Below are 26,494 nucleotides of genomic sequence, written 5' to 3'. Positions count from 1 at the left end.
GCGCAGGGGGATCACGACTATGGAGGACGTACATGCCGTTGGACCGGACCGCCGAGGACCTGCTCGCGGCCGTGCGGGAGTCACCGCGAGCCGTGGCCGCGCACGACAAGGAGGCCTGGGTCGGGCTGTTCGCCGACAACGCCGCGGTGCACGACCCGTACGGCTCCCGCGAACACATCGGCCCCGACGCGATCTCGCGCTTCTACAACGTCTTCATCGCGCCGAATTCCATCGCGTTCAGCGTCGACCGCGACCTCGTCGTCGGCCACACGGTGGTGCGCGACCTGCACATCGAGACCACGATGTCGACCGGCGCCACCGTCACCGTGCCGATGCATCTGCGCTACGACCTGGTCCGGACGGACGACGGTTGGCGGATCGCCCGGCTCGCCGCGCACTGGGAGCTGGGGGTGATGATCGCGCGACTGCTGCGCACGGGGCCGTCCGGATTGCTCGCGGGCGCGAAGCTCGGCCCGCAGCTGGTCGCCGAGCTCGGCGTAGGCGGAGCGATGGGGATGATGCGGGCGCTGCGCGGTGTGGGCGGGTCGGGCAAGCGGACCGTTCGGCGACTCTTCGCCGCGGCGGCGGCCGGTGACTCGGGTGGTGTGCGGGCGCTGCTCGACGAGCGCACGGTGGTGGAGCTGCCTGCCGGGCACCCGGTCGCGGTGGCGGATTTCGTCGATCGCGCGCGAGACATGGAGTGGGACAAGATGATCGCCGCTGGCCGCACGGTCAGTGTGAGCGTGCGGGTGGGCGCGTCGCACGGCGTGGCGTTCGTCGACTTCGCCCCGGATCGACCGCGTATCACTGCTGTGCGGGTCTTTCTCGACGATGATCCAGCAGGCGGCTGACGGCTCGCTCGAAGGCGCCGTGCTTGTGCCCGCGCTCGGCGGTGCAGGTGTCGGCGGTGAGTTCTTCCGCGGTGTGCGGGTGCTGATCGTGCGCGGTAGGTTCGTTCTCTGGCCGACGTCTGGAGGTTCGTGTGCATCTGCGTGGTGTGGTTCTGCCTGGTGACGATGAGCGCGACCTCTGGGTTGTCGATGGGGTCGTGACGTTCGAGCCCGTGCGTGAAGCCGAAACCCTGTGTCGCACAGGGTGGATCGTGCCCGGCCTCGTGGACGCCCACTGCCATGTCGGCATCCGCTACGGCGGCGGCGACGAGACCCACGAGGGCGCGATCGAGCAGGCCGAGACCGAACGTGACGTCGGCGCGTTGCTGCTGCGCGACGCGGGTTCGCCGATCGACACCCGTTTCATCGACGAGCACGCCGAGTTGCCGCGGATCATCCGCGCGGGCCGCCACATCGCCCGCCCCAAGCGCTACATCCGCGAACTCGGCATCGAACTCGACGACGAACGCGACCTGCCCGAGATCGTCGCCGAGCAGGCGCGCTTCGGCGACGGCTGGGTGAAGATCGTGGGGGACTGGATCGACCGTTCCGTGGGTGACCTGCGGCCGCTGTGGAGCGACGACATCCTGAAACAGGCCATCGACGCGGCTCACGCGAACGGCGCTCGGGTCACCGCGCACGTGTTCGGGGAGGACGCGCTGCCGGGTCTGATCAACGCGGGCATCGACTGCCTCGAACACGGCACCGGCATCACCGACGACACCATCGAGCTGATGGTGGCCAACGGCACCGCCCTGGTCCCCACCCTGATCAACATCGACACCTTCCCCGGCATCGCCGACAGTGCCACGAAGTTCCCGGTCTACGCCGCCCACATGCGCGACCTGCACCGCCGCGTCCGCGAGACCGTCGGCAAGGCCCACGAGGCGGGCGTGCCGATCTATGCCGGCACCGACGCGGGCGGCTCCATCCGCCACGGCCGCATCGCCGACGAGATCACCGCCCTGTCCGGCGCGGGCCTGTCACCCCACGACGCCCTTGGTGCCGCCTCCTGGAACGCGCGCACTTGGCTCGGCCGTCCCAGCATCGAAGAGGGCGCCCCGGCCGACTTCGTCGTCTACGCCGACGACCCCCGCGTGAACCCCCGGTCGCTCACCGACCCACAATGGGTTGTGCTGCGTGGCCTGGTGGTGAAGACCCCAGATCCGGTTACCGGGCACCGCTGAATCGGCGTTGCGCGGCGATAGCGGAGGCGATTTCCGGCCTCGCCTGGTCGTCTGGCAGAATGAACCCTCGTCCTTCCTGGACAGTGTCAGCCCGTCTCCGGTTACGTACCGCGCGGCGGTCACGCACACATGCGCGAAACCGGACCCGCAGACCATGCGGGTCGCTGAATCGCGTGGTGACCAAACTACTGAAAGAAGACTGAACCCCATGTCTGTCAAGATCAGGCTCACCCGTCTCGGCAAGATCCGCAACCCGCAGTACCGCGTCGTCGTCGCCGACGCCCGTACTCGTCGTGACGGCCGGGCCATCGAGTCCATCGGCCTGTACCACCCGAAGGAAGAGCCTTCGCTGATCCAGATCGACGCCGAGCGCGTCGCGTACTGGCTGTCCGTCGGCGCGCAGCCGACCGAGTCGGTGCAGCGTCTGCTGGAGATCACCGGCGACTGGCAGAAGTTCAAGGGCCTGCCGGGCACCGAGGGCACCCTGAAGGTGAAGGCCCCGAAGACCTCCAAGCTGGACCTGTTCAACGCCGCGCTCGCCGCCGCTGACAACGCGCCCACCACCGAGGCCGTCACCCCGAAGAAGAAGGCCGCCAAGAAGGAAGAGGCCGTCGCTGAGGAAGCCGCCACCGAGGCTGCCGAGTAATGACTGCTGTTGTTGCCGATGCCGTCGAACATCTGGTTCGCGGCATCGTCGCCAACCCTGACGACGTCCGTGTCGAGCTGCTCACCGGCCGTCGTGGACGCACTGTCGAGGTGCACGTTCACCCTGAAGACCTGGGCAAGGTGATCGGGCGCGGTGGTCGTACCGCGACCGCGCTGCGCACCCTGGTCGCCGGCATCGGCGGCCGTGGGATCCGGGTCGACGTGGTCGATACCGACGCCTAGATGGAACTCGTCGTAGGTCGGGTCGCCAAGTCGCACGGCGTGCGCGGCGAACTCGTCGTCGATGTACGCACCGACGAGCCCGACGTCCGGTTCGCGCCGGGCGTCACGCTGCGCGGCAGGATGCCGAAGTCCTCGGCGACCCGTGACTACACCGTGAAGTCGGCCCGAGAGCACTCGGGCCGACTTCTGGTGTACGTCGACGGTATCGACGACCGCACCGCCGCCGACGCCCTGCGCGGCACGTTGTTCGTCATCGACAGCGATTCGCTGCCGCCTTCGGAGGATGACGACGCCTTCTACGACCACGAACTCGAAGGCCTTCGCGTCGAGTTCACCGACGGCACCGCCGTCGGCACGGTCACCGAGGTGCTGCATTCGGCCGCGGGCGAACTGCTGTCGGTGCGTGCCGCCGACGACGGTCGCGAGATTCTCATTCCCTTTGTCACCGCCATCGTGCCGACGGTTTCCCTCGCCGATGGACTGGTGATCATCACACCGCCCGAGGGCCTGCTCGATCCGGAGTAATTCGTGCAACTCGACGTCGTCACGATCTTCCCGGAGTATCTCGAGCCGCTGCGTACCGCGCTGCTCGGCAAGGCCGTCGACAAGGGCCTGATCTCGATCGGTGTGCACGACCTGCGCAATTGGACGCAGGACGTGCACAAATCGGTCGACGACTCGCCCTACGGCGGTGGCCCCGGCATGGTCATGAAGCCCACCGTCTGGGGCGACGCCCTGGACGAGGTCTGCCCCGACGACGCACTGCTCGTCGTCCCCACTCCCGCCGGTGTGCCGTTCACCCAGGCCACCGCGCAGCGCTGGGCCACCGAGAAACACCTCGTCTTCGCCTGCGGGCGCTACGAGGGCATCGATCAGCGCGTGTTCGACGACGCCGCCCGCCGCGTGCGTGTCGAAGAGGTGAGCATCGGCGACTATGTGCTCATCGGCGGCGAGGCCGCGGTACTGGTGATGACCGAGGCTGTGGTGCGCCTGATCCCCGGCGTGCTCGGCAATCAGCTGTCCCACCAAGAGGATTCGTTCTCCGACGGGCTCCTCGAAGGTCCCAGCTACACCCGGCCGGTGTCGTGGCGTGGCCTCGACGTACCGCCGATCCTGCTCTCGGGCGACCACGCCAAGGTAGCCGCGTGGCGCCACGAACAGTCACTGGAACGAACCGCGCAGCGTCGGCCCGATCTGCTGCCCTGACCTATCCCGCGATCACCCGGGTGGTGATACAGAACGGATGGCCTGCGGGGTCGAGCAACACTCGCCAGCGTGGATCCGGTTGTACCGGTGCGGGTTTGGCGCCGATCGCGAGAGCGTGCTGTTCGCACAGATCCAGATCGGCATCGGCGGCGAGGTCGAGGTGCACCGCGGCGGTGCCCGGCCACTGCGGCGGAAAGTAGTCCGCCACGTGCTGCGCGGCGATGGTCAGTCCCGACGGGATACGGATCCCGACGCTGTGCGCGTCGTTCCACAGGACACGGCCACCGAGCAGCCCGAGGTAGAAGCGGGCGAGGGACTCGGGGTCGTCACAGTCCAGTGAGAGGCCGGCCAGCTGAAAAGGCTCCGTCATCGGACCGACGGTACCGGGCCGAATAGGCGCCGAGATTGTTTTCCGCCAAAGACATTTGGGTATCCATAAGGGCCATTCGTTGTGTGAACGTCCAAAGTGAGGATTGCTGGTTCCATACGGAATGTGCTGTGCGCCAGTGCTTGTCCGCGCGATCGTGCCGAACGTGATCGGGCAGAACCGGCGGGTGCCGATGTTCCCAGTACAAGCAGTGTGCCCCTTGCCGATCGGTCGCGGTGGCACCACGGCATGCGACCTTCGATGTAGAAGGTCGCATATCCGCGAGGGCGAGACGTAGCCTGCCCGATGGTCCGCGCAGGGGCATCGGGACTGTCACGACAGGCGAATGAGAGTGATATATCCCATATTTGACGTCGGCGTCGAACGGCTCGTGGCACAGCAGATCAGGGCAGCAGCCCGTGCCGACGTGCTCGCACCACGGCCTCGTGCCTGGTGCCCGCGTCGAGCTTGCTCATCGCCTGCCGCAGGTAACTCTTGACGGTTTCGGCGCCGAGCGAGAGGCGCAGCGCCACTTCCTGATTCGTGCAGCCGAGCGCGATCTGGGCGAGCACATCGAGCTCACGTCGCGACAACCGCGGCGCATCGCCCACGGGCTCGCCGGTCAGCACCCCGGTGAGCCGTTCGCACACCCCGGAAATCCGGTCGCGTAGCCCGGGCTCGTCGGTCGCGGCCGCGATGGCGCGGAGTTCGGCGTGCAGTTCCCGTAACTCCTCTGCCGCCGCGGGCGTGGCCCTCGGCAGCGGTGTCGCGAGGTCGAGCAGCCGGATCCGCCGGTCCACTTCGTCGCGGACGGCGATCTCGGCGGCCAGCCGCCTACCTGCCCGCAGGATCACCTCGGCGGTGCGGTCGCCGAGGGCATCCGCGCCACGAGTGGCCGCGTAGAGCACGGCGCGCGGTCGGTCGGCGACCAGGACCGGCACAGCCATCACCGACCGCAGCCCTTCGCCGACGACCGCGGCGTCGTAGTGGTGGGTGATGGCGGACGAACCCTGGTAGTCGGTCACCCTCGCGGGCCTGCGGTACTCCATCGCCTGCCCGCCGAGCCCGGAGGCGCGCAGCACCGACAGCCCACGCAAACCGGTGGTGATCGTGCCGAAGAACTCGGTGAGCAGCAGGGTGTCCTCGTCCACCGCGCCGCCGAACACCACCGGGACGCTCGCCCGGCCCGCCACCCAGCGGATCTCGGCACGCAGCGCGTCACCGTCGCGCGGGCGCAACACCGAAGTCATGGATCACCCCTTTTCGGGGGTAGTGGTGGACGTGAGCTATGCCACATTCTAGGGCAGAGCCGGTGACCGATACCCGGGGTGTGAGGAGAAGCTGCGATGACGACCGATCTGGATGCGCGGGTGCGCGACCTGCTCGACCACTACGACGGACCCGAGGCCTGCGTGGCCGATCTGCTCTGCGATCGGCATCCGGCCGGGCAGATCGCGTTCACGGTGGTCGAGTCCGACTTGCGCGTGCACGAGCTCACCTACGGTGAGCTGCGGGAGCGCTCCGCCCGGTTCGCCGCCGCGCTGGCCGAACTCGGCGTCGAACCCGGCGACCGCGTGGCGACATTGATGGCGAAGTCCGCCGAGCTCGTGGTGTCGCTGCTCGGCATCTGGCGCCGCGGCGCGGTGCACGTGCCGTTGTTCACCGCGTTCGCGCCACCGGCGATCGAGTTCCGGCTGACGGTGAGCCACACGAAAGTCGTTGTCGCCGACGCCGACCAGGCGTCGAAACTCGCGGCGACCGAGTACCGAACGATCGTTGTCGGCGACGCCGAGATTCCCGCAGCGCTGCGCTTCGACGATCTGCTCGACGGGCACCGGCCCGACGATCCCCGCGCGACGCCGGTGGTGGTCGGTGGTGACGGCCTGCTGGTCCAGTTGTTCACCAGCGGCACCACCGGCACCCCCAAGGGCGTGCCGATCCCGGTGCGCGCGCTGGCGTCGTTCCACGCCTACCAGGAATTCGCACTGGACGTGCGCCCCGACGACGTCTACTGGAACGCGGCCGATCCGGGTTGGGCGTACGGCCTCTACTACGCGATCCTGGCGCCGCTGGCCACCGGCGTGCGCAGTCTGCTGCTGCACGCGGGCTTCTCGCCGACGCTCACCTGGGAAGTGTTGCAGCGCTTCGGCGTCACCAACTTCGCCGCCGCGCCGACCGTCTACCGGGCGTTGCGCGCCGACGGCGGTCCGGTTCCGGACGGATTCGCCCTGCGCAGGGCGTCGTCGGCGGGCGAACCGTTGACCCCCGATGTGGTGGCCTGGTCGCAGCGGACACTCGGGGTGGCGGTGCGTGACCACTACGGCCAGACCGAGCACGGCATGGTCATCTGCCACGCGTGGCAGCCCGATCTCGATGCCGCCGTTCCGGTCGGTTCGATGGGCAGGCAGCTGCCCGGGTGGTCCTGCGCGGTGCTGGCCGAGGACGCCGACATCGAGGCGGCGCCCGGTGCGATCGGCCGGGTCGCCATCGACGCCGAGCGCAGCCCGCTGCTCTGGTTCCTCGGCTATCTCGACGATCCGGAGCGCACCGCGAGCCGATTCACCGCCGACGGACGCTGGTATCTGACCGGTGATGTCGGTGCCCGCGACCCCGACGGCTGTTTCCGCTTCAGCTCCCGCGACGACGATGTGATCATCATGGCCGGCTACCGGATCGGCCCGTTCGAGGTGGAGAGCGTGCTGGTCCTGCACGATCAGGTCGCCGAGGCCGCCGTGGTCGGGATGCCCGACGAACTGCGCGGTGAAGTGCTCGAGGCCTTCGTGGTGACCCGTGGCGACGGCGAGGGCAGCGCCGAACTGGCCGCCGAACTACAGCAGCTTGTCAAGGACGAGTTCGCCGCCCACGCCTATCCGCGAACGGTCCACTTCGTGGCCGAGCTACCCAAGACACCGAGCGGCAAGGTGCAGCGATTCCTGCTGCGCGGCAAGGAGACCCGGCGATGACCGAACTCAGCTACACCTGTGGTCCGGCCGACACCGCGCTGCTCGGTGACACCATCGGCGCCGACCTCGACCGCACCGTCGCCGCCCACCCGACGCGCGACGCGCTCGTCGACTGCCCGACGGGACGCCGCTGGACCTATCGCGAGCTGGGCGCCGCTGTCGACGCCGTCGCGACCGGCCTCGCCGCCCATGGCATCGACCCCGGTGATCGGGTCGGCATCTGGGCGCCCAACTGCGCGGAATGGTTTCTCGTGCAGTACGCCACCACGAAGATCGGCGCGATCCTGGTCACCATCAACCCCGCCTACCGGACCAGCGAACTCGAATACGTCCTCGGTCAGGCCGGGGTGCGCATGCTGATCGCCGCACCGGAATTCAAGACCTCCGACTACGTGGCGATGATCGAGCAGGTCCGGCCGAACTGTCCCGCCCTGGAACAGGTCCTGATCCTCGGCACCGCGCAGTGGCAGCAGGTGGCCGCGACCGCGCCGGACGACGAACTGCTCGCCGCGATCGCCGAGACGCTGTCGGCCGACGACCCGATCAATATCCAATACACCTCGGGCACAACAGGTTTCCCAAAGGGTGCGACGTTGAGCCATCACAACATCCTCAACAACGGGTTCTTCGTCGGCGAGCTCTGCGGATACACCGAGGTAGACCGCATCTGCCTACCGGTTCCCTACTACCACTGCTTCGGCATGGTGATGGGCAATCTCGCGGCCACCTCACACGGTGCGGCCGTGGTGATTCCGGCACCGTCCTTCGATCCGGCCGCGACCCTGGCCGCCGTCGCCGCGCAGCGTTGCACCTCGCTCTACGGCGTGCCGACCATGTTCATCGCGATGCTGGCCGAGCTCGACTCCGGCGTCGACCACGACCTGTCGAGCCTGCGCACCGGCATCATGGCGGGCTCACCGTGCCCGGTCGAGGTGATGAAGCGGGTGATCGATCGGCTCGGGATGAGTGAGGTGGCGATCTGCTACGGCATGACCGAGACCAGCCCCGTCTCCACCCAGACCCGTCGCGACGACAGCATCGAGCGCCGCACCGCCACCGTCGGACGTGTCGGCCCGCACCTCGAGGTCAAGGTGGTCGACCCGGTCAGCGGGCGCACGCTGCGCCGAGGCGAGCCCGGCGAACTGTGCACCCGCGGCTACTCGGTGATGCTCGGCTACTGGAAGCAGCCCGACAAGACCGCCGAGTCCATCGACGCGGCGCGCTGGATGCACACCGGCGACATCGGCGTCATGGACGCCGACGGCTACCTCTCGGTCACCGGCCGGATCAAGGACATGGTCATCCGCGGCGGCGAGAACATCTACCCCCGCGAGATCGAGGAATTCCTCTACACCCACCCCGACATCGTCGACGCCCAGGTCATCGGCGTACCCGACGACAGATACGGGGAGGAGCTCATGGTCTGGATCCGGTTGCGCGACAACGCGACACCACTCGACGCCGCCGCCCTGCGCGACTTCTGTACCGGCCGTCTGGCGCACTACAAGATTCCGCGCTACGTCCATATCGTCGACGAATTCCCGATGACCGTCACCGGCAAGGTCCGCAAGGCGCAGATGCGCGAGATGGCGGTCGATCTTCTCGACTGAGGCGCTGACCTGGGTTCGAATCGGGTGTCGGGGCAGGGCTGTAGTCTCTGCGGCTGTGACGACAGCGCCCGATATCGCCGACAGCACGACCACCATCGCCAGCGTAGGCAGGCGGATCGCCGATGAGCTGGGGGTGCGCGAGACCCAGGTCCGCGCCGCCGTCGAACTGCTCGACGGCGGTTCGACGGTTCCGTTCATCGCGCGATATCGCAAGGAAGTCACCGACGGCCTCGACGATGCCCAGTTGCGTCAGCTCGAGGAACGGCTCGGCTATCTGCGTGAGCTCGACGAGCGGCGCGGTGCGATCATCGAATCCATTCGCGGCCAGGGCAAACTCGATCCCGCCCTGCACTCGCAGCTCATGCTCGCCGAGACCAAGGCGCGCCTGGAGGACATCTACCTGCCGTACAAGCCCAAGCGCCGCACCAAGGCTCAGATCGCGCGCGAAGCCGGGCACGAGCCGGTGGCCGACGCGCTGATCGGCGACCCGAACACCGATCCGGGGGCCTACACGGCCGAACAGCTCGACGGTGCCCGCTCGATCCTCGTCGAGCGCTTCGCCGAAGACGCCGACCTCGTCGGTGAGCTGCGCGAGCTGATGTGGAACCGCGGCCAGGTCACCTCGACGGTGCGCGCGGGCAAAGAGGAAGCGGGGGCCAAGTTCTCCGACTACTTCGAGTTCAGCGAGCCCTTCCACAAACTGCCCTCGCACCGGATCCTGGCGCTGCTGCGCGGGGAGAAGGAGGAGATGCTCGCGCTGCATCTCGACGCCGACATCGACGAGCCCGCGCCCGGCGAGCGCACGATCTACGAGGGCCGCATCGCGGTCGCCTTCGGCATCGCAGACAAGGGCCGTCCGGCCGATTCGTGGCTGCTCGACACGGTCCGCTGGGCCTGGCGCACCAAACTGCAGGTGAGTCTGGGGATCGACACCAGGATGCGGTTGCGTCAGGCGGCGGAGAAGGACGCGGTCGACGTGTTCGCCGCGAATCTGCGCGACCTGTTGCTCGCCGCGCCCGCCGGTACCCGCACCACCATGGGCCTCGACCCGGGTTACCGCACCGGTGTGAAGGTCGCCGTCGTCGACGCCACCGGTAAGGCCGTCGCGACCGAGGTCATCTACCCGCACAAGCCGCAGGGGCAGACCGAGAAATCCCTCGCCGTGCTGGCCGCGCTCGTCGCCCGGTTCAACGTGGAGCTCATCGCCATCGGCAACGGCACCGCCTCGCGCGAAACCGATGCGCTTGCGGTGGAACTGATCTCGCGGATCCCGGAGAACAAGCCGACCAAGATCGTGGTGTCGGAAGCGGGCGCCTCGGTGTACTCCGCGTCGGCCTACGCCTCGGCCGAACTGCCCGACATGGACGTGTCGCTGCGCGGCGCGGTCTCCATCGCCCGGCGTCTGCAGGACCCGCTCGCCGAACTGGTGAAGATCGATCCCAAGTCGATCGGCGTCGGCCAGTACCAGCACGATGTGTCCGAGACGCTGCTCGCGCGTTCGCTGGGCGCGGTCGTCGAAGACGCGGTGAACGCGGTCGGTGTCGATGTGAACACCGCCTCGGTGCCGCTGCTCTCGCGCGTGTCGGGTGTGTCCGGGTCGGTGGCGGAAAGCATTGTGGCTCACCGTGATCAGAACGGGCCCTTCCGCAGCCGTACCGCTCTGCTCGAGGTGCCGCGCCTCGGTCCCAAGGCTTTCGAACAGTGCGCGGGCTTCCTGCGCATCCGCGGTGGCGTCGACCCTTTGGATACCTCCGCCGTGCACCCCGAGGCCTACCCGGTCGTGCGCCGCATTCTCGAGCACACCGGCCGTGAGATGGCCGAGGTCATCGGCAACACCAGCACCTTGCGTGCGCTGAAGCCCGGCGATTTCACCGATGAGAAGTTCGGTGTGCCCACCGTCAGCGACATCATCGCCGAGCTGGAGAAGCCGGGCCTTGACCCGCGTCCGGAATTCAAGACCGCGGAATTCGCGGCGGGCATCGAGAAGGTCGCCGATCTGAAACCGGGGATGGTGCTCGAGGGTGTCGTGACCAATGTGGCCGCGTTCGGCGCGTTCGTCGATGTCGGCGTGCACCAGGACGGTCTCGTGCACGTGTCCGCGCTGTCGCACAACTTCGTCAAGGATCCGCGCGAAGTGGTGAAGTCCGGTGACGTGGTGAAGGTGAAGGTACTCGAGGTCGACGTCGCCCGTCAGCGGATCGGACTCACTCTGCGTCTCGATGACGAGCCGGGCAAGCCCGCGCAGGGGGACAATCGTGGTGGCGGTGGTGCGCCGCGCGGTCAGGGCCGCGGACAAGGTGGCCAGGCACCCGCTCGTAAGCAGGGACAGGCACGACAGGGCAACGGCGGAGGCAACCAGCGCAAGCCGGCTGCCGCACCAAGTGGATCGATGGCCGACGCGCTGCGCGCGGCCGGTTTCGGCAAGAAGTAGGCACTCGACGACAGGGCAGGCGGCATGCGACGGTGGCTTGAACACGAGGTGATCGCGCACGGCCGCCTGCCCCTGCTCTGTTTCCTGCTGGGGTTCATCCTCGGATTCCTGGTGATCCGGCTCAGCGTGCGCATGATCCGGGCCAATGTGCGTTGGTGGCCGGGCAATGTGAAGGCGGGCGACACCCACATCCACCACATGGTGTTCGGTGTGATCACGGTGCTGCTCTCGGGCATCGGGTTGATCGCCACCGCCGAGGACGGCACCCAGGTCACCTCCAGCGTGCTGTCGGCCCTGTTCGGGATCGGCGCCGCGCTGGTGCTCGACGAGTTCGCGCTGATCTTCTATCTGCGTGACGTCTACTGGGCCGAACAGGGCCGCACCTCGGTGGACGCGGTGTTCGTCGCGTTCGCGGTGACCGGGCTACTCCTGCTCGGCGTGCAGCCCGCGACGTTTCTGGACTACGACGAATTCCGCGAGTCGGCCGGTGTCGGGGTGCGAGTGGGTGTGGCGATCACGGTGGTGGTGAATCTGGCGCTCGCCGCGGTGGTGATCGCCAAGGGCAAGATCTGGACCGGGCTGTTCGGCATGTTCTTCACACCGTTCCTTCTGGTGGGGGCGGTGCGGTTGAGCAGGCCCGGTGCCCCGTGGGCGCGCTGGCGCTACGGGAACCGACCCAAGACCATGAGCCGGGCCATCGCCCGCGAGCGGCGCTATCGTCGACCGGTTATCCGCGCGAAGATCTTCGTCCAGGACCTGATCGCGGGCAAACCCGACGTCGAACACGCACGCACCGCCGCCGAGGCCGTTTTGGCGCGCACCGTCGTCGCGGCGCCGCCCGCCCCGCTGCCGCACCCGCATCTGTTGCCGCGCCGCCGGACCGACTCCGCGGCGGAAAACACCGCGTCCGACCAGCACGGCGACGAGTAGGCCCGATTTCGGGAGCGGCTACCCGGTCTGGCACAATGAACCGGTTGCCTTGGACGAGTCATGTTCGAGAGCACTCCTGTTCTGAGCATGAACCGGTCGAGCGCGCGAGTGCCGCCAGGTTCCTCTGTTCACGCAAAGAATCCGAAAAGGTGGAAAATGAACACCCTTGATTTCGTCGACGAGAAGTCGCTGCGTAGCGATGTCCCCGACTTCCGTCCGGGCGACACCCTGAACGTGCACGTGAAGGTCATCGAAGGCTCGAAGGAGCGCATCCAGGTCTTCAAGGGCGTCGTGATCCGGCGTCATGGCGGCGGCATCGGCGAGACCTTCACGGTCCGCAAGGTGTCCTTCGGCGTCGGTGTCGAGCGCACCTTCCCCGTGCACAGCCCCAACATCGACCACATCGATGTCGTGACCCGCGGTGACGTGCGTCGCGCCAAGCTGTACTACCTGCGCGACCTGCGCGGCAAGGCTGCCAAGATCAAGGAAAAGCGCTGATCTCGCAGTAGCACTTGGCAGTACCAGATTTCTTCAGGTAGCCCGGCACCCGACTCACGTCAGGGTGCCGGGCTACTCTGTTCGGCGTGGCAGACGAAAGTGGGTCGGTGTCGGTGTCCGATTCGGGTGACGAAGGTGGACGGCGCAGAAAAAAGCGCGACGACAAGAAGCAGCGCCCGTTCTGGCAGGAGTTGCCGATACTGGTGGTGATCGCGGCGGTGATCGCCGCGCTGATGGTGACTTTCGTCGGCCGGCCGTATGTGATCCCCTCGCAGTCGATGGAGAACACGCTGCTCATCGGTGATCGCATCTACGTCCAGAAGATCAGCTACTACGGCTCCGAACCCGGCCCCGGCGACGTCGTGGTCTTCGTCGGACCGCCGTCGTGGAACGGGCACTACAAGTCGGTGCGCTCCGACAACTCCGTGGTGCGCGGTATCCAGAACTTCCTTTCCTACTTCGGGCTGGTCCCGCCGGACGAGAACGATCTGGTCAAGCGGGTCGTCGCGGTCGGCGGGCAGACCGTGCAGTGTTGTGATCCGCAGGGCCGCGTGATGGTCGACGGTAAACCGCTCGACGAGCCGTACATCAAGAAGGATTACCCCTGGTACACCGACCGCCCCAACGCCGTCTACCCGGCGGGTCGAGTGTTCGGTCCGGTGAAGGTGCCCGAGGGCAATCTGTGGGTGATGGGCGACAACCGCAACGAGTCAGCTGATTCGCGCGCCCACGTCAGCGACGATCTGCAGGGCACGGTGCCGGTGGACAATGTCCGCGGCAAGACGGTGTTCAAGATCTGGCCGCCCAACCGCATGGGCCCGGTAAAAACCCAGAACGCGCAAGAGAACTAACAAATGGGGATGGCCGTTCTGGGCCCGGTGAAGGCCCAGAACGCCCAGGAGAACTGACGCGACGGGACAATCGAACTGTGGGGCAGGATCGGACCAGCTGGCCGCCGCGGATGGTGATGCGCCGGGCGGGCGGACTACGCACGCTCGAAGCGGCGCTCGTGCGCGGAGGCCTCGCGCCGGTGGCCGGTGTCGACGAGGCGGGGCGTGGACCCTGCGCGGGCCCGTTGGTGGTCGCCGCGTGCCTGCTGGCGCCCAAGGCCTACGACAAGCTCGCTGGGCTCGACGACTCCAAGAAACTCACGGAGGCGGCTCGTGAGGAGCTGTTCCCGGTGGTTCAGCGTTTGTCGCTGGCCTGGAGCGTCGTCGTAGTGCCCGCTTGGGAGATCGACTCGATCGGCATCCACGTGGCCAATATCGAGGGCATGCGCCGAGCCGTCGCAGGCCTGGGCCGCACCCCCGGCTACATCCTGACCGACGGATTCAAGGTCCCCGGCCTGCCCGCACCGTCGCTGCCGGTGATCGGCGGCGACGGCACCGCGGCCTGTATCGCGGCGGCGAGCATCCTGGCGAAAGTGACCAGGGATCGGATGATGGTCGAGCTCGACGCGCAGCTGCCCGGCTACGGTTTCGCCGCGCACAAGGGCTACAACACGCCCGAGCACACCGCGGCACTGCGGCAGCTGGGACCCAGCACCGAACACCGCCGTTCCTGGCGTAATGTGCGTGAGCTCGAGGTGCCCGGAGGTAGCCGAGTGGCTACTCGCACGGCACATGCGCGATGATGTCAGCAATGAACGCGGCGCTGCTAGCAGGAGGACGTCCCACCCGATGAGTGCTGAGGACCTCGAGAAGTACGAAACCGAGATGGAACTGTCCTTGTACCGCGAGTACAAGGACATCGTCGGCCAGTTCTCGTATGTGGTGGAGACCGAACGGCGCTTCTACCTGGCCAATTCGGTCGAACTGCGGCCACAGAACGCCGACGGTGAGGTGTATTTCGAAGTGCGGATGAGCGATGCGTGGGTGTGGGACATGTACCGCCCGGCACGGTTCGTCAAGCATGTGCGGGTGATCACGTTCAAGGACGTGAACATCGAGGAGTTGGAGAAGCCGGACCTGCGCCTGCCGGAGTAGTTGTCCACAGGGCGGAAGTTATCCACAGGTTTTCTGTTTGCCCAGGTCGCGCGAGTCAGCCGCGTGACGGGGTGTGGCCATGCTTTCGCTCATGGCACACAAACAGGCGCTCGGCGCATACGGGGAGAAGCTGGCCGCGCAGTATCTGTGCGAGGCGGGGCTGGAGATCGTCGCCCGCAATTGGCGGTGTCGATACGGTGAGCTGGACCTGATCGTCCAGGATCCGTCCGTCACCGTGTTCGTGGAGGTGAAGACGCGGTCGGGGCTCGGGTTCGGAACTCCGGCCGAGGCGGTCACCTTCAGCAAGCAGCAGCGGATCCGGCGACTCGCCCTGCTGTGGCTGGCCGAGCAGGACGGGCCGTGGCGGCGAATTCGCTTCGATGTCGTGTCGGTGCTGGTCCCGCGGGGACGCGGGCCGGTCATCGACCATCTGACCGCGGCCTTCTGATGGCACTGGGACGGGCGTTGTCGGTAGCGGTGACGGGGGTCGATGGGCAGCTGGTGGAGATCGAGGCCGATATCGGCCAGGGTCTGCCCTCGGTGAACCTCGTCGGCCTGCCCGATACCGCGCTGCAGGAATCGCGCAACCGGGTGCGGTCCGCGGTGGCGAACACGGGGGAGAAGTGGCCGGACGGCCGGGTGATCCTGGCACTCTCGCCCGCGACGCTGCCGAAAGTGGGCAGTGTTTACGACCTTGCGCTGGCGGTCTCCGTGCTCGATGCCTCCGGGGCGGTACCCGGCGAGCGGCTGGTGAAAACGGTGCTGCTGGGGGAGTTGGCGCTGGACGGGCGGGTGCGGCGGGTGCGTGGGGTGTTGCCCGCGGTGATCGCGGCGCGTGCGGCCGGGCTGCCGACGGTGGTCGTGCCCGCCGAAGCGATTGCCGAAGCGGGACTGGTCGAGGGCATCGAGGTACTCGGGGCGACGAGTCTGCGGGCGGTCGTGGCGTGGTTGCGCGGGGAGGGCACGTTGGTCGAGCCCGACGGTGTCGCGCCGGGAACGCAGACGCCGTGCGGCGACCTCAGCGATGTGGTCGGCCAGGACGAGGCGCGCTGGGCGTTGGAGGTCGCGGCGGCGGGCGGGCATCACCTGCTGCTCACCGGGCCGCCCGGGATCGGCAAAACGATGTTGGCGCAACGTCTTCCAGGGCTGCTGCCACCGCTGTCGGAGGCGGAATCCCTGGAGGTGACCGCGATCCACTCGATGGCGGGATCGCTCTCGGCTGAGCAGCCCTTGCTCACGCTGGCTCCCTTTGTCGCACCGCATCATTCGACATCGGTGACCGCCATGATCGGCGGTGGTTCCGGCATGGCTCGTCCCGGCGCGGTGAGCCGGGCGCATCGTGGGGTGCTCTTTCTCGACGAGTGCGCCGAGATCGGTACCAAAGTCCTGGAGGCACTGCGTACTCCACTCGAGGAGGGGGAAGTGCGCATCGCCCGGCGCGACGGCGTCGCCCGGTACCCGGCCCGCTTCCAACTCGTGCTGGCGGCCAATCCCTGTCCATGCGCGCCCGCGCGTGATGTGGATTGCATCTGCGCGCCGCTGGCACGACGGCGCTACCTGGGCAAACTGTCGGGCCCCTTGCTCGATCGCATCGACATCTGGGTCCAGATGCACGGGCAGGCCGGTGCGACGTTCGGCGATGAACAAGCCGAGAGCAGCAGCACGGTGGCCGAACGGGTGGCCCGGGCCCGAGCCCGCGCCGCGCAGCGGTGGAGCGCGGACGGGTGGACGACCAATGCCGAAGTGCCGGGTCACATCCTGCGCAAGCGCTTCAAGTTGCCACGGGAATCGATCGCGCCGATCGAGGCGGCCTTACGGCTCGGGCGCATGTCGGCGCGAGGCGCCGACCGGGCGATCCGGGTCGCCTGGACGGTCTGCGATCTGCGCGAAGGGGAGTTGCCCACCGTGCAGGATGTGATGTCGTCGTTGAACTTCCGGCAGCGGGGTGCGCAATGAGTGAGTTGCGTGCGGTCGGCGATGTGGTGGATCTGGACGGCGATCGAGACGATCGCAGGCTCGCCTGGGTGTATCTGTCGCGGGTGGTGCAGGGGCCGTGCGCACCGCTGTCGGCATTGATCGCCTCGGTCGGTGTGTGCGAGGCGGCGCGTGCTGTCCGCGAGCACGAGTTGCCTGCGGCTCTACGCGGTCCTACTGCTGTTCGACGTGAGATCGACTCGGCAGCAAAGGATTTGGACACTATCGCTCGTCTCGGCGGGCGGGTCATTACCCCCGATGACGAGGAATGGCCCGGCTGGCGGATGCTCGGGCTCGACCAACTCGACACCGAACGTGATCGAGAGGCGGCCGTCCCGCTGGTGTTGTGGGCGCGCGGCCCACTCTCGCTCCACACCGCATCGGAACGTGCCGTCGCGGTGGTCGGTTCGCGTTGCAGTAGCGGGTACGGGTTGCAGGTGGCGAGTGAGATCGCCTGCGACCTGGCAGGTCGGGGCTGGACGATCGTCTCCGGGGCGGCCTTCGGTATCGACGCGGCGGCCCATCGGGCGGCGCTGGCCGTCGGCGGGACCACCGTGGCGGTCCTCGCCTGCGGTGTCGACCGTCCGTATCCGGCGCAGCACGACCGCTTGCTCGCCGCGATCGCCGAAAGTGGTCTCGTGGTCAGCGAATACCCGCCCGGCATCTCGGCGCAGAAACACCAGTTCCTGGCCCGAAACCGGTTGATCGCGACTCTCGGGGACGGTGTTCTGGTGGTCGAGGCGGGTCTACGCAGCGGTGCGCGCAACACCGTGAAATGGGCCCGCAGGTTGGGTCGACCAGCCATGGCTGTGCCGGGGCCCGTGGGGTCGGCCTCTTCGGCGGGCTGCCATCGAATGATCAGAGATGGCGAAGCGCTCCTGGTCACCCGCGCCGAAGACATCATCGACGAAGCAGGCCCCCTCCGCCTGCCCGTCACCGAAGGCGATCCGGTGGACCCCGCCGCCCACCTCCGTGGTGCCGAAGCCGAAATCTACGCGGCGCTGCCCGCCATCGGTTCCCGCCTTCCCCGCGAACTGTCGCAACAATCCGGCCTGGACCTGGCCACCGTCCGAGCGGTTCTGCCGAGCCTGGAACTTGCCGAACTGGTCGGCTGCGACTCCGGTGGGTGGTTTCGGACATCCGGTCGACGGGCGAGCTGACGGGCTGCTCAGCGAGCGGGCGACGCGGGTACGTCGCCCTTCGGGCGGGGCCGAGATCGGCCCGGCTGCGCGGCACGTCTCGAGCAGGATCGCGATCGGACAGTTCACCGGGTACCCGGTGTCAGCTGTCAGGGCGGCGTGGTGGGTTGCGTGGGTGGCGGGGAGGGGCGACGGTTGGGGGATGGATGTGTTGCCTGATGATCTGACCGCGTTGCTCACCGAGTTCGGGCGGCATCTGCGGTTGGGGCGCAACAGGTCGGCGCATACGGTGCGGGCGTACCTGGGCGATGTGCGGTCGTTGCTGGAGCACCTGTATGCGCGGTCGGCGGATTCCGCGGTGCGGGAGCTGGATCTGCCGTTGTTGCGGTCGTGGTTGGCGGAGCTCGCGGCGGCGGGCGTGGCGCGCACGACATTGGCACGGCGGGCCTCGGCGGCACGGACTTTCACCGCGTGGTTGACCGAGACCGGGCGGCTCGGCGTCGATCCGGGTTTGCGCCTGCAGGCCCCGAAAGCGCATCGGGTGCTGCCCGCGGTGCTCGGCCGCAACCAAGCCGAACAAGCTATGGACGCGGCGGAATCCGGTGCCGCACAGCAGGATCCGATGGCGTTGCGCGATCGGCTGATCGTGGAGTTGTTGTACGCCACGGGGATTCGCGTCAGCGAGTTGTGTGGTCTCGACATCGACGACATCGATCGGGAGCGTCGACTGGTACGGGTGCTCGGCAAGGGCAACAAGGAACGCTCGGTGCCGTTCGGTGGCCCCGCCGACACCGCCCTCGACGCCTGGCTCCGCGCCGGCCGCCCCGCCCTTGTCAACGCCAACTCCGGCCGTGCCCTGCTGCTGGGCCAACGCGGCCGCCGCCTCGACCAGCGCCAAGCCCGCACCGTCGTCCACGAGGTCATCGCCGCGATCCCCGGCGCCCCCGACATGGGCCCCCACGGCTTACGCCACACCGCCGCCACCCACCTCCTCGAAGGCGGCGCCGATCTCCGCGTCGTCCAAGAGCTCCTCGGCCACGCCAGCATGGCAACAACCCAGCTCTACACCCACGTCTCCGTCGAACGCCTGAAACGAGTCCACGACCAGGCCCACCCCCGCGCTTGACACCTGGAATGTGCGGGCGTCCCGCAGCGATTCGTACCCAGCTCATCCGGCGTACACGTCCGAATGATTCGCGACCAGCTCGATCCGGTGCCGGGTCGCCGCCAGGTGAGAACGCTGCCGGGTGTGCTGGACCGGAGCACTCGTCAAGCGCTACGCGGCCCGCGCCGGTGGCCGCGCAGACGTGGCGGCACCGAGCAGGCCGAGGGCCATGGCATACGAAGTCGTGGCCCCGGTGGACGCGCTCGGCAACGAGCTCGTCGTCGATCAGTTAGGCGAGCGGAGACAAGTGGGCCGGTGACATCGAGGGGCGCGCCCTCCGGCAGTGTGCGACTACGTCGGCGAGATCGGGGAGATGCAGCGGCGGCGGCGCGCGCTTGCGGTGCTCGACGGCGGATCGATCGGGGTAGCGCATGATGGGGGTAGGAGGTGGTGGTCGTGACGTTGCCCGAGGTGGGGGCGGAATCCGGGGACGGCGAAGAGGAGGTCGACTACCGGTTCACCCTTGCCAATGAACGGACGTTTTTGGCGTGGATCAGGACCGCGCTCGGTCTGCTCGCGGGCGGTCTCGCGGTGCACACTCTGGTCCAACCGACGCGTCTGGCCGGATTCGCCGGCGCCATCTCGATGATCTGCCTGGTCCTGTCGCTCGCTGTCGCCCTCGCCGCCTTCCGGCACTGGCGCCGGGTGAACCTCGCGATGCGCGCCGGTGGACCGCTGCCGGGAACGATCCTGGTTCCCGTCCTGTCGGCCGGAATCGCTGTGGTCGCCGCACTCGCCTGTGTGGCGGTAGTGCTGTCGTGACCGCACCAACTCTGGCCATGGAGCGCACCGCGCTGGCCTGGCGGCGCACATCTCTCGCCGCCGCGGCGTGCGCCATGCTCTTCGTACACGAAGCAACCATCGACGGTCGCCGGACAGTGGTGCTCCCGCTCGCCGCCGCCACGGTCGCCCTGCTGTTGGCCTGCGTCGGCTGGCTTCGCGGCCATGCACTCGACCGCGGACGCGCGGGGATCGGACACGGCCCAGTCGCGACCACCACCGTCGCCATCGCGATCGTCGCGATCGTCGCCGTGGTCAGTGTGCTGTTCGAGTAGTGCGGGGCAGGCCGCCGCGTTGCCCGTGCTGACTGCCCCGGTTCGTAGTGGTCTGACTGGTTCTCGACCGAATAGATCAGGTTGGTCGGCGAGTCGACCGCCGAATAGAATTCGGTCGACGACCGCGGCACCGGAAAATAGTGTGGTGGCGTGACTTCCTTGCGTGAGCGGCTGCGTGCCGCGTTGAAACCGGCGATGAAAGCCCGCGACCGTGACGCGGTCTCGGCGTTACGCTCGGCCCTGGCAGCGATCGACAACGCGGAGGCGGTCGATGTCGGTGACGCGAAAGCCGGTGCGCTGGAGGACAGCCCGGTTGGCCTCGGTGCGGCCGAGGCCAGGCGCCGAGACCTCACCGCCGTCGAGATCGAGGCGATAGTCCGCCGTGAGGTCGACGAAAGACGCGTCGCAGCAACCGAATACGACAGACTCGGTGCGACCGACCGCCGCGATCGGTTGACCGCCGAGGCAGACGCGCTGGTCGCACTGCTCTGACGGCTCGCGGCGTCAGTCGTTGGTGGGCAAGGTGTTCAGGTAGCGGTGGGTGAACCAGCGCTGGATCAGGCGGACGACGGGGCCGCCGAGGCGGACGTACCAAACGCCCGGCTTGGAGAACGCGGTGATCAGGCCGTAGACGGTGTCGTCAGTCGGGTCGTATTCGACGGCGAACAGTTCCTCGCCGACCTCGGGGTGTCCGGGCAGGGTGCCGTACGCGAAGCCTCGGCGGTCGGGTTCGTCGAGGACGTATACGACGCGGCAGGGCGCGGTGAAGGTCAGTGGCCCGAGTCGGAGAACGACCGTCAATTCGGTTCCGGGCTGCGCTGTCTCGGTGTCGGCCCCTCGGAAGGTGCCCACGCCCTTCTGAATTCCGTAGTCGAGGATGTGAGCGGCCGCGCGGTCGAACAGCTCGCGGCCGTGGCCTATCCGCCGACGATTCCGGAATTGGTGGTATCCGTCGGGCGCGGTGGTGCGGGTGGCACCGACTTCGGCGTAGGTGAAAGGCGCTGATTCTGTGGGCACCTCTCGATTGTCGTCTCCTGACGGTCGGTACAGGGCACGGCGGGTGGAGTGGTTCGTCACGTCAGGGCTCCAACGGCTTGAGGCGGACCGGCACCTCGTGCAGGAGTCCGAGCGGGTCGACGTATTCGCGGCGGTTGTGCGCACCGGACTCGCGGCGGGCGCCCCAGTGCAGGCAGGCCGCGGCCGGACACCCCTCGTGTCCGGCCACCAGCGTGCCGATCGGCGTCCCCCTGCTCACCCGGCTGCCCACCGAGACCTTCGCCTCCACCGGTTCATAGGTGGTCCGCAGGCCGCCCGGATGATCGACCGACACCACCGGTTTGCCCGCAACTTCCCCCGCGAACACCACGATGCCGTCGCCCGCCGCCAGCACGGCCTGCCCGGCGGCACCCGCCAGATCCACCCCCCGATGCCCCGGCAACCAATTCCGCTCGGGCTTGTCGAACCCTCGCTCCACCGTGGGCCGCGGCCGCAACGGCCACCCGAACGCCCCCGATTCCGCCGCGTCGGCCGGCACCGCCCCACTGAGCACGATCGCCACCAAACAGAGGACACCCAGCACCCGCCCGAGAATCGACCGCGTCCGCAGCGCGATGCGCCGCCTTGTCGAGTGTGTGCGCGAACGCTGGCTGCGATCGGTCATACCCGGCCACGGCACGGCGTCGGGCCCGGGGTGATCGGGCCGTGGAGGACGACTCGTCACCTGCTGGTCGGCAGGGAACCTTTCGGACATCGAGGCCTCAGCGGTGAGGTCGTGGTGTCGGCACGCGCTGCTGCTTGCCCAGCGAACGCAGCACCTCCCGCAGGACTGCGGGGAGTTCCGCCGCTGAACCACTTCCGACGCTCGCTCGCACCATGATCCCGATCTCCGACCGAGCCCCCTGACTCTGATCCGTGCCCTGCGGCCGCGCGGGTGCGGAACCGAGGTCGTGGATCGTCACCTGGACTGGAACAGGTGCGGGAACAAGCTCTCGCCGCGGCACGATCACCGGCACCACGATCGGTGCTCGGCCACATGGCCCCGCGGTGTCGGACGGGCGAGCAGGCGATCGAGCCGGCAATCCGTCGACTCCCGGAGCTTCCGATGCCTGCGAAGGCGTCGGGACCTTGCCGGGCGTCGCCGCACGCGGTGATGGGTACACCTGCCGACCCACCCGCTCGGGCAGTCGGGCGAGGACAACGGCCCCTCCACCCACACATATCGGCGATGGACCAGCGTGGTGGGGGACCGTCGACGCACCTTCGGCCGCAGAGGGCCGAACGGCGGGTGGAGCGCCGATCTCAGGATGCGCCGCGGCCGGTGCGGCGGCGACGCCGGCTACGCAGAGCAGCGGAAAAGCCGTGATCAGAGTGCGTGTCAGTATGTTCATGCCCCCAACTCTGAAGGCCGGACAACCGCACTGGGACAACGATTTCACGAATGTGGACAACTTCCCCACATGTGGATATCTCCTGCTTCATCCACGAGATGGGCGGCCGATGCGCAGGGGCGATTTCGGACCTGGCCCACCTCCGCGTAGACTGAACAAGCGGTTTGTGCTCAGCAGCCATTGCGTGTGCACAGCACGGACCGACTTCGCGCGCCACCCGTGCTCGTCCATCCGGTCGTCGCTCGCAATGCAGACTCCTCCGTGAGGGCATGTCAGCGCGAGTTCTTCAGCGGATGAACAGGTAAATCGTCGGCTGGTCCCGGATTCTTCGAATCGGGTCCGGCGGTTTCGGTGGCGCCAGGGCAGTCGATCGCCGATCGACCGCGACAACCGGCAACGAAAGAGAGATACGAAGGCTATGCCTGTCGTAACCATGAAGCAGCTGCTCGACAGCGGCGCGCACTTCGGCCACCAGACTCGTCGGTGGAACCCGAAGATGAAGCGGTTCATCTTCACCGACCGCAACGGCATCTACATCATCGACCTGCAGCAGACGCTGACCTTCATCGACAAGGCCTACGAGTTCGTCAAGGAGACTGTCGCCCACGGTGGCACCGTTCTCTTCGTCGGTACCAAGAAGCAGGCCCAGGAGTCGATCGCTTCCGAGGCGCTGCGCGTCGGAATGCCCTACGTCAACCAGCGTTGGCTCGGTGGCATGCTCACCAACTTCTCCACCGTGCACAAGCGCCTGCAGCGCCTCAAAGAACTCGAGGCGATGGAGCAGACCGGTGGCTTCGAGGGTCGCACCAAGAAGGAAATCCTCATGCTCACGCGTGAGATGACCAAGCTGGACCGCACCCTCGGCGGTATCCGTGACATGGCCAAGGTTCCCTCGGCCATCTGGATCGTCGATACCAACAAGGAGCACATCGCCGTCGGCGAGGCGCGCAAGCTGAACATCCCGGTCATCGCGATCCTGGATACCAACTGCGACCCCGACCTGGTCGACTACCCGATCCCGGGTAACGACGACGCGATCCGTTCCGCCGCACTGCTCACCAAGGTCGTCGCCTCCGCGGTGGCCGAGGGCGTGCAGGCCCGCGCGGGCCAGGCTTCCGGCGACGCGAAGCCCGAAGCCGGCGCAGGCGAGCCGCTGGCCGAGTGGGAGCAGGAGCTCCTGTCCTCGGCGACGCCCGCTGCCGAAGCCGATGTCGCTGCCGCGACCGAGGCCCCGGCCGTCGAGACCGAGACCCCGGCCGAGGCTGAGGCCGAGGTCAAGGCCGACCCGGCGCAGCACACCCCGGCCGACTTCTGAGCTGACCGGTAGCTTTACGTTCACCTTGCCGGCCCTTCTGAATTCAGAAGCGGTCGGCAAGGTGGTGTTAACACCCAAGCACCCCACACACGAGGAGGGTCGCCACATATGGCGAACTACACCGCTGCTGATGTGAAGCGGCTCCGGGAGCTCACCGGCTCCGGCATGATGGACTGCAAGAACGCGCTGGCCGATTCCGACGGCGATTTCGACAAGGCCGTCGAGGTGCTGCGCATCAAGGGCGCCAAGGACGTCGGCAAGCGTGCCGAGCGTGCGACCGCCGAGGGTCTGGTCATCGCCAAGGACGGCGTCATGGTCGAGATCAACTGCGAGACCGACTTCGTCGCCAAGAACGCCGAGTTCCAGCAGCTGGCCGAGGCCGTCGTGACCGCGGCTGCCGCGGGCAAGCCCGCCGACCTGGACGCGCTCAAGGCGCTGAAGCTGACCGACGGCACCGTTGACGACGCCGTGCAGGCGCTGTCGGCCAAGATCGGCGAGAAGCTGGAACTGCGTCGCGTCGTGTCCTTCGAGGGCTCGGTCGCCACCTACCTGCACAAGCGTGCTTCGGACCTGCCGCCCGCCGTCGGCGTGCTGGTGGAGTACGAAGGCACCGGCGACGCCGCTGCCGACGCCGCGCGTGCCGCGGGCATGCAGGTCGCCGCGCTCAAGGCCAAGTACCTGACCCGTGAAGAGGTGCCCGCCGACATCGTAGATGCCGAGCGTCGCATCGCCGAGGAGACCGCGCGCGAAGAGGGCAAGCCCGAAGCCGCGCTGTCGAAGATCACCGAAGGCCGCGTCAACGGCTTCTTCAAGGACGTCGTGCTGCTCGAGCAGTCCGCCGTCACCGACTCCAAGAAGACCGTCAAGGCGCTTCTGGCAGATGCGGGCGTGACCGTGAAGCGTTTCGCTCGTTTCGAGGTCGGCCAGGCCTGATCCGCCTGAACTTCACGAAAAGCCTCTTCGGCGCGGTGTGAGCCGCGCTGAAGAGGCTTTCCTCGTCTGACGAGGTGACCCCACTTCTGGGTGACCGCAACCTGATAGGGCAGGATAGATGCCGCCTGCTCGCCCCACTCTCGACCTCGCCGAAGGAGACCGACACCCATGACCGACCCGGGTAACGACCGCCCTGGATACCGCCGGGTGCTGCTCAAGCTGGGTGGGGAGATGTTCGGTGGCGGCGGAGTCGGCCTCGACCCCGATGTCGTGCAGACGGTGGCCGAGCAGATCGCCGAGATCGTCGAGACCGGTGTGCAGGTGGCCGTGGTGATCGGCGGCGGTAACTTCTTCCGCGGCGCCGAGCTGGAGGAACGCGGCATGGAGCGAGCCCGCTCCGACTACATGGGCATGCTCGGCACCGTGATGAACAGCCTCGCCCTCCAGGATTTCCTACAGCAGCAGGGTGTGGACACCCGCGTGCAGACCGCCATCACGATGGGCCAGGTCGCCGAGCCCTACCTGCCGCTGCGCGCCAAGCGTCACCTGGAGAAGGGTCGCGTTGTCATCTTCGGCGCGGGCATGGGCATGCCCTACTTCTCCACCGACACCACCGCCGCCCAGCGCGCGCTGGAGATCGGCGCGGACGTGGTGTTGATGGCCAAGGCGGTCGACGGCGTGTTCGACGCCGACCCCCGCGTCGACCCGAATGCGAGCATGTTCACCGAGATCACGCACAAGGAAGTGATCGAAAAGGGTCTGAAGGTGGCCGATGCCACCGCTTTCAGTCTCTGCATGGACAACCAGATGCCGATGCTGGTGTTCAATCTGTTGATCAAGGGCAATATTGCCCGCGCGGTCGCCGGTGAACCCATCGGCACCCTGGTTCGGTCGTGACCCCGCACCCGCGGACGATGACGATGACGACGCTGTGGAGGATTCGGTCGTGATTGATGAAGCGCTCTTCGATGCCGAAGAGAAGATGGACAAGGCCGTCACGGTGGCGAAGGACGACCTGGGCAGCATCCGTACCGGCCGCGCCAACCCGGGCATGTTCACCCGCGTGCTGATCGAGTACTACGGCTCGCTGACGCCGATCACCCAGGTCTCGAGCATCACCGTGCCCGAGCCGCGGATGGTCGTGATCAAGCCCTACGAGCAGAGCTCGCTTGGCCTGATCGAGAACGCGATCCGCAACTCCGACCTGGGCGTGAACCCGACCAACAACGGCGACATCCTGCGCATCTCGGTGCCGCAGCTCACCGAGGAACGTCGCCGCGAGATGGTCAAGATGGCCAAGGGCAAGGGCGAGGACGCCAAGGTCTCGATTCGCAACATCCGCCGCAAGGCGATGGAAGAACTCGGCCGGATCCAGAAGGATGGCGAAGCGGGTGAGGACGAGGTCGGGCGCGCCGAGAAGGAGCTCGACAAGACCACCGCCAAGTATGTGGGTCAGGTCGACGAGCTGGTCAAGCACAAGGAAGCCGAACTGCTCGAGGTCTGAGCGCCAGATCTCGCCAGTCCCGCTCGTGCGGGCGATGAACGGAACGACGAGTTGAGCGACGGGACAA

At 67.7% G+C, this 26,494-nt stretch carries 29 protein-coding genes; 25 read left to right on the top strand and 4 right to left on the bottom strand.

Annotated features, from left to right (window positions below; translation table 11 throughout):
* The first annotated feature begins 32 nt into the window (after positions 1–32).
* From ACLJPD_RS01710 to trmD, 6 genes are all read left to right on the top strand, one after another.
* A complete protein-coding gene (locus ACLJPD_RS01710; RefSeq protein WP_410869902.1) occupies positions 33–851 on the top strand; it encodes a nuclear transport factor 2 family protein in 819 nt (272 codons plus the stop codon).
* A 131-nt stretch (positions 852–982) separates the two neighbouring features.
* Complete coding sequence (locus tag ACLJPD_RS01705) at positions 983–2,077, top strand: metal-dependent hydrolase family protein (protein ID WP_410869901.1); 1,095 nt, start codon at positions 983–985, stop codon at positions 2,075–2,077.
* A 208-nt stretch (positions 2,078–2,285) separates the two neighbouring features.
* On the top strand, positions 2,286–2,723 hold the full coding sequence (gene rpsP, locus ACLJPD_RS01700; RefSeq protein ID WP_410869899.1) for a 30S ribosomal protein S16: 438 nt from the start codon (positions 2,286–2,288) through the stop codon (positions 2,721–2,723).
* Entirely contained in the window at positions 2,723–2,965 is a 243-nt protein-coding gene (locus tag ACLJPD_RS01695) for an RNA-binding protein (RefSeq protein ID WP_056811833.1), read from the top strand. The genes rpsP and ACLJPD_RS01695 overlap by 1 nt, the downstream gene beginning before the upstream one ends.
* A complete protein-coding gene (gene rimM / locus ACLJPD_RS01690) occupies positions 2,966–3,490 on the top strand; it encodes a ribosome maturation factor RimM (protein ID WP_410869898.1) in 525 nt (174 codons plus the stop codon).
* A 3-nt stretch (positions 3,491–3,493) separates the two neighbouring features.
* Complete coding sequence (gene trmD / locus ACLJPD_RS01685; protein ID WP_410869897.1) at positions 3,494–4,171, top strand: tRNA (guanosine(37)-N1)-methyltransferase TrmD; 678 nt, start codon at positions 3,494–3,496, stop codon at positions 4,169–4,171.
* 1 nt (position 4,172) lies between these two features.
* Here trmD and ACLJPD_RS01680 read toward each other — a convergent pair whose 3' ends face one another.
* Positions 4,173–4,541 (bottom strand): VOC family protein, encoded by a 369-nt coding sequence (locus ACLJPD_RS01680; RefSeq protein ID WP_410869896.1) that lies wholly within the window; start codon positions 4,539–4,541, stop codon positions 4,173–4,175.
* Positions 4,542–4,942: 401 nt separating this feature from the next.
* Positions 4,943–5,788: a LuxR C-terminal-related transcriptional regulator gene (locus tag ACLJPD_RS01675; protein ID WP_410869895.1), complete on the bottom strand. Its 846-nt coding sequence runs from the start codon at positions 5,786–5,788 to the stop codon at positions 4,943–4,945.
* 96 nt (positions 5,789–5,884) lie between these two features.
* On the opposite strand from ACLJPD_RS01675, the gene ACLJPD_RS01670 reads away from it, so the two are divergent.
* From ACLJPD_RS01670 to ACLJPD_RS01600, 15 genes are all read left to right on the top strand, one after another.
* Positions 5,885–7,501, top strand: a complete 1,617-nt coding sequence (locus ACLJPD_RS01670) for an AMP-binding protein (RefSeq protein ID WP_410869893.1) — start codon at positions 5,885–5,887, stop codon at positions 7,499–7,501.
* Positions 7,498–9,111: an AMP-binding protein gene (locus ACLJPD_RS01665; RefSeq protein ID WP_410869891.1), complete on the top strand. Its 1,614-nt coding sequence runs from the start codon at positions 7,498–7,500 to the stop codon at positions 9,109–9,111. The genes ACLJPD_RS01670 and ACLJPD_RS01665 overlap by 4 nt, the downstream gene beginning before the upstream one ends.
* Before the next feature lie 55 nt (positions 9,112–9,166).
* Positions 9,167–11,542 (top strand): Tex family protein, encoded by a 2,376-nt coding sequence (locus ACLJPD_RS01660; RefSeq protein ID WP_410869890.1) that lies wholly within the window; start codon positions 9,167–9,169, stop codon positions 11,540–11,542.
* Between the two features lie 24 nt (positions 11,543–11,566).
* Positions 11,567–12,472: a hypothetical protein gene (locus tag ACLJPD_RS01655; protein WP_410869889.1), complete on the top strand. Its 906-nt coding sequence runs from the start codon at positions 11,567–11,569 to the stop codon at positions 12,470–12,472.
* A gap of 156 nt (positions 12,473–12,628) precedes the next feature.
* Entirely contained in the window at positions 12,629–12,970 is a 342-nt protein-coding gene (gene rplS, locus ACLJPD_RS01650) for a 50S ribosomal protein L19 (protein WP_071929278.1), read from the top strand.
* A gap of 86 nt (positions 12,971–13,056) precedes the next feature.
* Positions 13,057–13,821: a signal peptidase I gene (gene lepB, locus ACLJPD_RS01645; RefSeq protein WP_410869888.1), complete on the top strand. Its 765-nt coding sequence runs from the start codon at positions 13,057–13,059 to the stop codon at positions 13,819–13,821.
* Between the two features lie 77 nt (positions 13,822–13,898).
* A complete protein-coding gene (locus ACLJPD_RS01640; protein WP_410869887.1) occupies positions 13,899–14,603 on the top strand; it encodes a ribonuclease HII in 705 nt (234 codons plus the stop codon).
* 46 nt (positions 14,604–14,649) lie between these two features.
* Entirely contained in the window at positions 14,650–14,955 is a 306-nt protein-coding gene (locus ACLJPD_RS01635; protein WP_011210678.1) for a DUF2469 domain-containing protein, read from the top strand.
* Positions 14,956–15,046: 91 nt separating this feature from the next.
* The gene (locus ACLJPD_RS01630) at positions 15,047–15,403 is read left to right on the top strand and encodes a YraN family protein (protein ID WP_410869885.1); all 357 of its coding nucleotides are present in this window, start codon (positions 15,047–15,049) and stop codon (positions 15,401–15,403) included.
* Positions 15,403–16,911 (top strand): YifB family Mg chelatase-like AAA ATPase, encoded by a 1,509-nt coding sequence (locus ACLJPD_RS01625; protein ID WP_410869884.1) that lies wholly within the window; start codon positions 15,403–15,405, stop codon positions 16,909–16,911. Before ACLJPD_RS01630 ends, ACLJPD_RS01625 begins: the two co-directional genes overlap by 1 nt.
* The gene (gene dprA / locus ACLJPD_RS01620; RefSeq protein ID WP_410869883.1) at positions 16,908–18,089 is read left to right on the top strand and encodes a DNA-processing protein DprA; all 1,182 of its coding nucleotides are present in this window, start codon (positions 16,908–16,910) and stop codon (positions 18,087–18,089) included. The genes ACLJPD_RS01625 and dprA overlap by 4 nt, the downstream gene beginning before the upstream one ends.
* 181 nt (positions 18,090–18,270) lie before the next feature.
* Positions 18,271–19,194: a tyrosine recombinase XerC gene (locus tag ACLJPD_RS01615; protein WP_410869882.1), complete on the top strand. Its 924-nt coding sequence runs from the start codon at positions 18,271–18,273 to the stop codon at positions 19,192–19,194.
* 435 nt (positions 19,195–19,629) lie between these two features.
* Positions 19,630–19,995, top strand: coding sequence for a YidH family protein (locus ACLJPD_RS01610; RefSeq protein ID WP_410869881.1), 366 nt, complete (start codon positions 19,630–19,632; stop codon positions 19,993–19,995).
* Positions 19,992–20,288 (top strand): DUF202 domain-containing protein, encoded by a 297-nt coding sequence (locus ACLJPD_RS01605; RefSeq protein ID WP_410869880.1) that lies wholly within the window; start codon positions 19,992–19,994, stop codon positions 20,286–20,288. The genes ACLJPD_RS01610 and ACLJPD_RS01605 overlap by 4 nt, the downstream gene beginning before the upstream one ends.
* Before the next feature lie 150 nt (positions 20,289–20,438).
* The gene (locus ACLJPD_RS01600) at positions 20,439–20,780 is read left to right on the top strand and encodes a hypothetical protein (protein ID WP_410869879.1); all 342 of its coding nucleotides are present in this window, start codon (positions 20,439–20,441) and stop codon (positions 20,778–20,780) included.
* Between the two features lie 12 nt (positions 20,781–20,792).
* Here ACLJPD_RS01600 and ACLJPD_RS01595 read toward each other — a convergent pair whose 3' ends face one another.
* Positions 20,793–21,305 carry a DUF1990 family protein gene (locus ACLJPD_RS01595; protein ID WP_410869878.1) on the bottom strand — a complete coding sequence of 171 codons (513 nt, stop codon included), beginning with the start codon at positions 21,303–21,305 and terminating at the stop codon, positions 20,793–20,795.
* Positions 21,306–21,366: 61 nt separating this feature from the next.
* Complete coding sequence (locus ACLJPD_RS01590) at positions 21,367–21,948, bottom strand: M23 family metallopeptidase (RefSeq protein ID WP_410869877.1); 582 nt, start codon at positions 21,946–21,948, stop codon at positions 21,367–21,369.
* Between the two features lie 1,145 nt (positions 21,949–23,093).
* Between ACLJPD_RS01590 and rpsB the strand changes: the two genes are divergently transcribed.
* The 4 genes from rpsB to frr all read left to right on the top strand — a co-directional run bounded on the left by rpsB (position 23,094) and on the right by frr (position 26,427).
* Positions 23,094–23,990 carry a 30S ribosomal protein S2 gene (gene rpsB / locus ACLJPD_RS01585; RefSeq protein WP_410869876.1) on the top strand — a complete coding sequence of 299 codons (897 nt, stop codon included), beginning with the start codon at positions 23,094–23,096 and terminating at the stop codon, positions 23,988–23,990.
* Positions 23,991–24,098: 108 nt separating this feature from the next.
* Positions 24,099–24,923 carry a translation elongation factor Ts gene (gene tsf, locus ACLJPD_RS01580; RefSeq protein ID WP_410869875.1) on the top strand — a complete coding sequence of 275 codons (825 nt, stop codon included), beginning with the start codon at positions 24,099–24,101 and terminating at the stop codon, positions 24,921–24,923.
* Between the two features lie 168 nt (positions 24,924–25,091).
* Positions 25,092–25,820, top strand: coding sequence for a UMP kinase (gene pyrH, locus ACLJPD_RS01575; RefSeq protein ID WP_358187503.1), 729 nt, complete (start codon positions 25,092–25,094; stop codon positions 25,818–25,820).
* Positions 25,821–25,869: 49 nt separating this feature from the next.
* Positions 25,870–26,427: a ribosome recycling factor gene (gene frr / locus ACLJPD_RS01570; protein WP_410869874.1), complete on the top strand. Its 558-nt coding sequence runs from the start codon at positions 25,870–25,872 to the stop codon at positions 26,425–26,427.
* Positions 26,428–26,494 lie beyond the last annotated feature (67 nt).

The sequence above is a fragment of the Nocardia sp. A7 genome (assembly GCF_046549215.1).
Taxonomy (GTDB): domain Bacteria; phylum Actinomycetota; class Actinomycetes; order Mycobacteriales; family Mycobacteriaceae; genus Nocardia.
The sequence above is the reverse complement of the archived record's forward strand: the minus strand, read 5'-3'. Positions and strand labels throughout refer to the sequence as shown.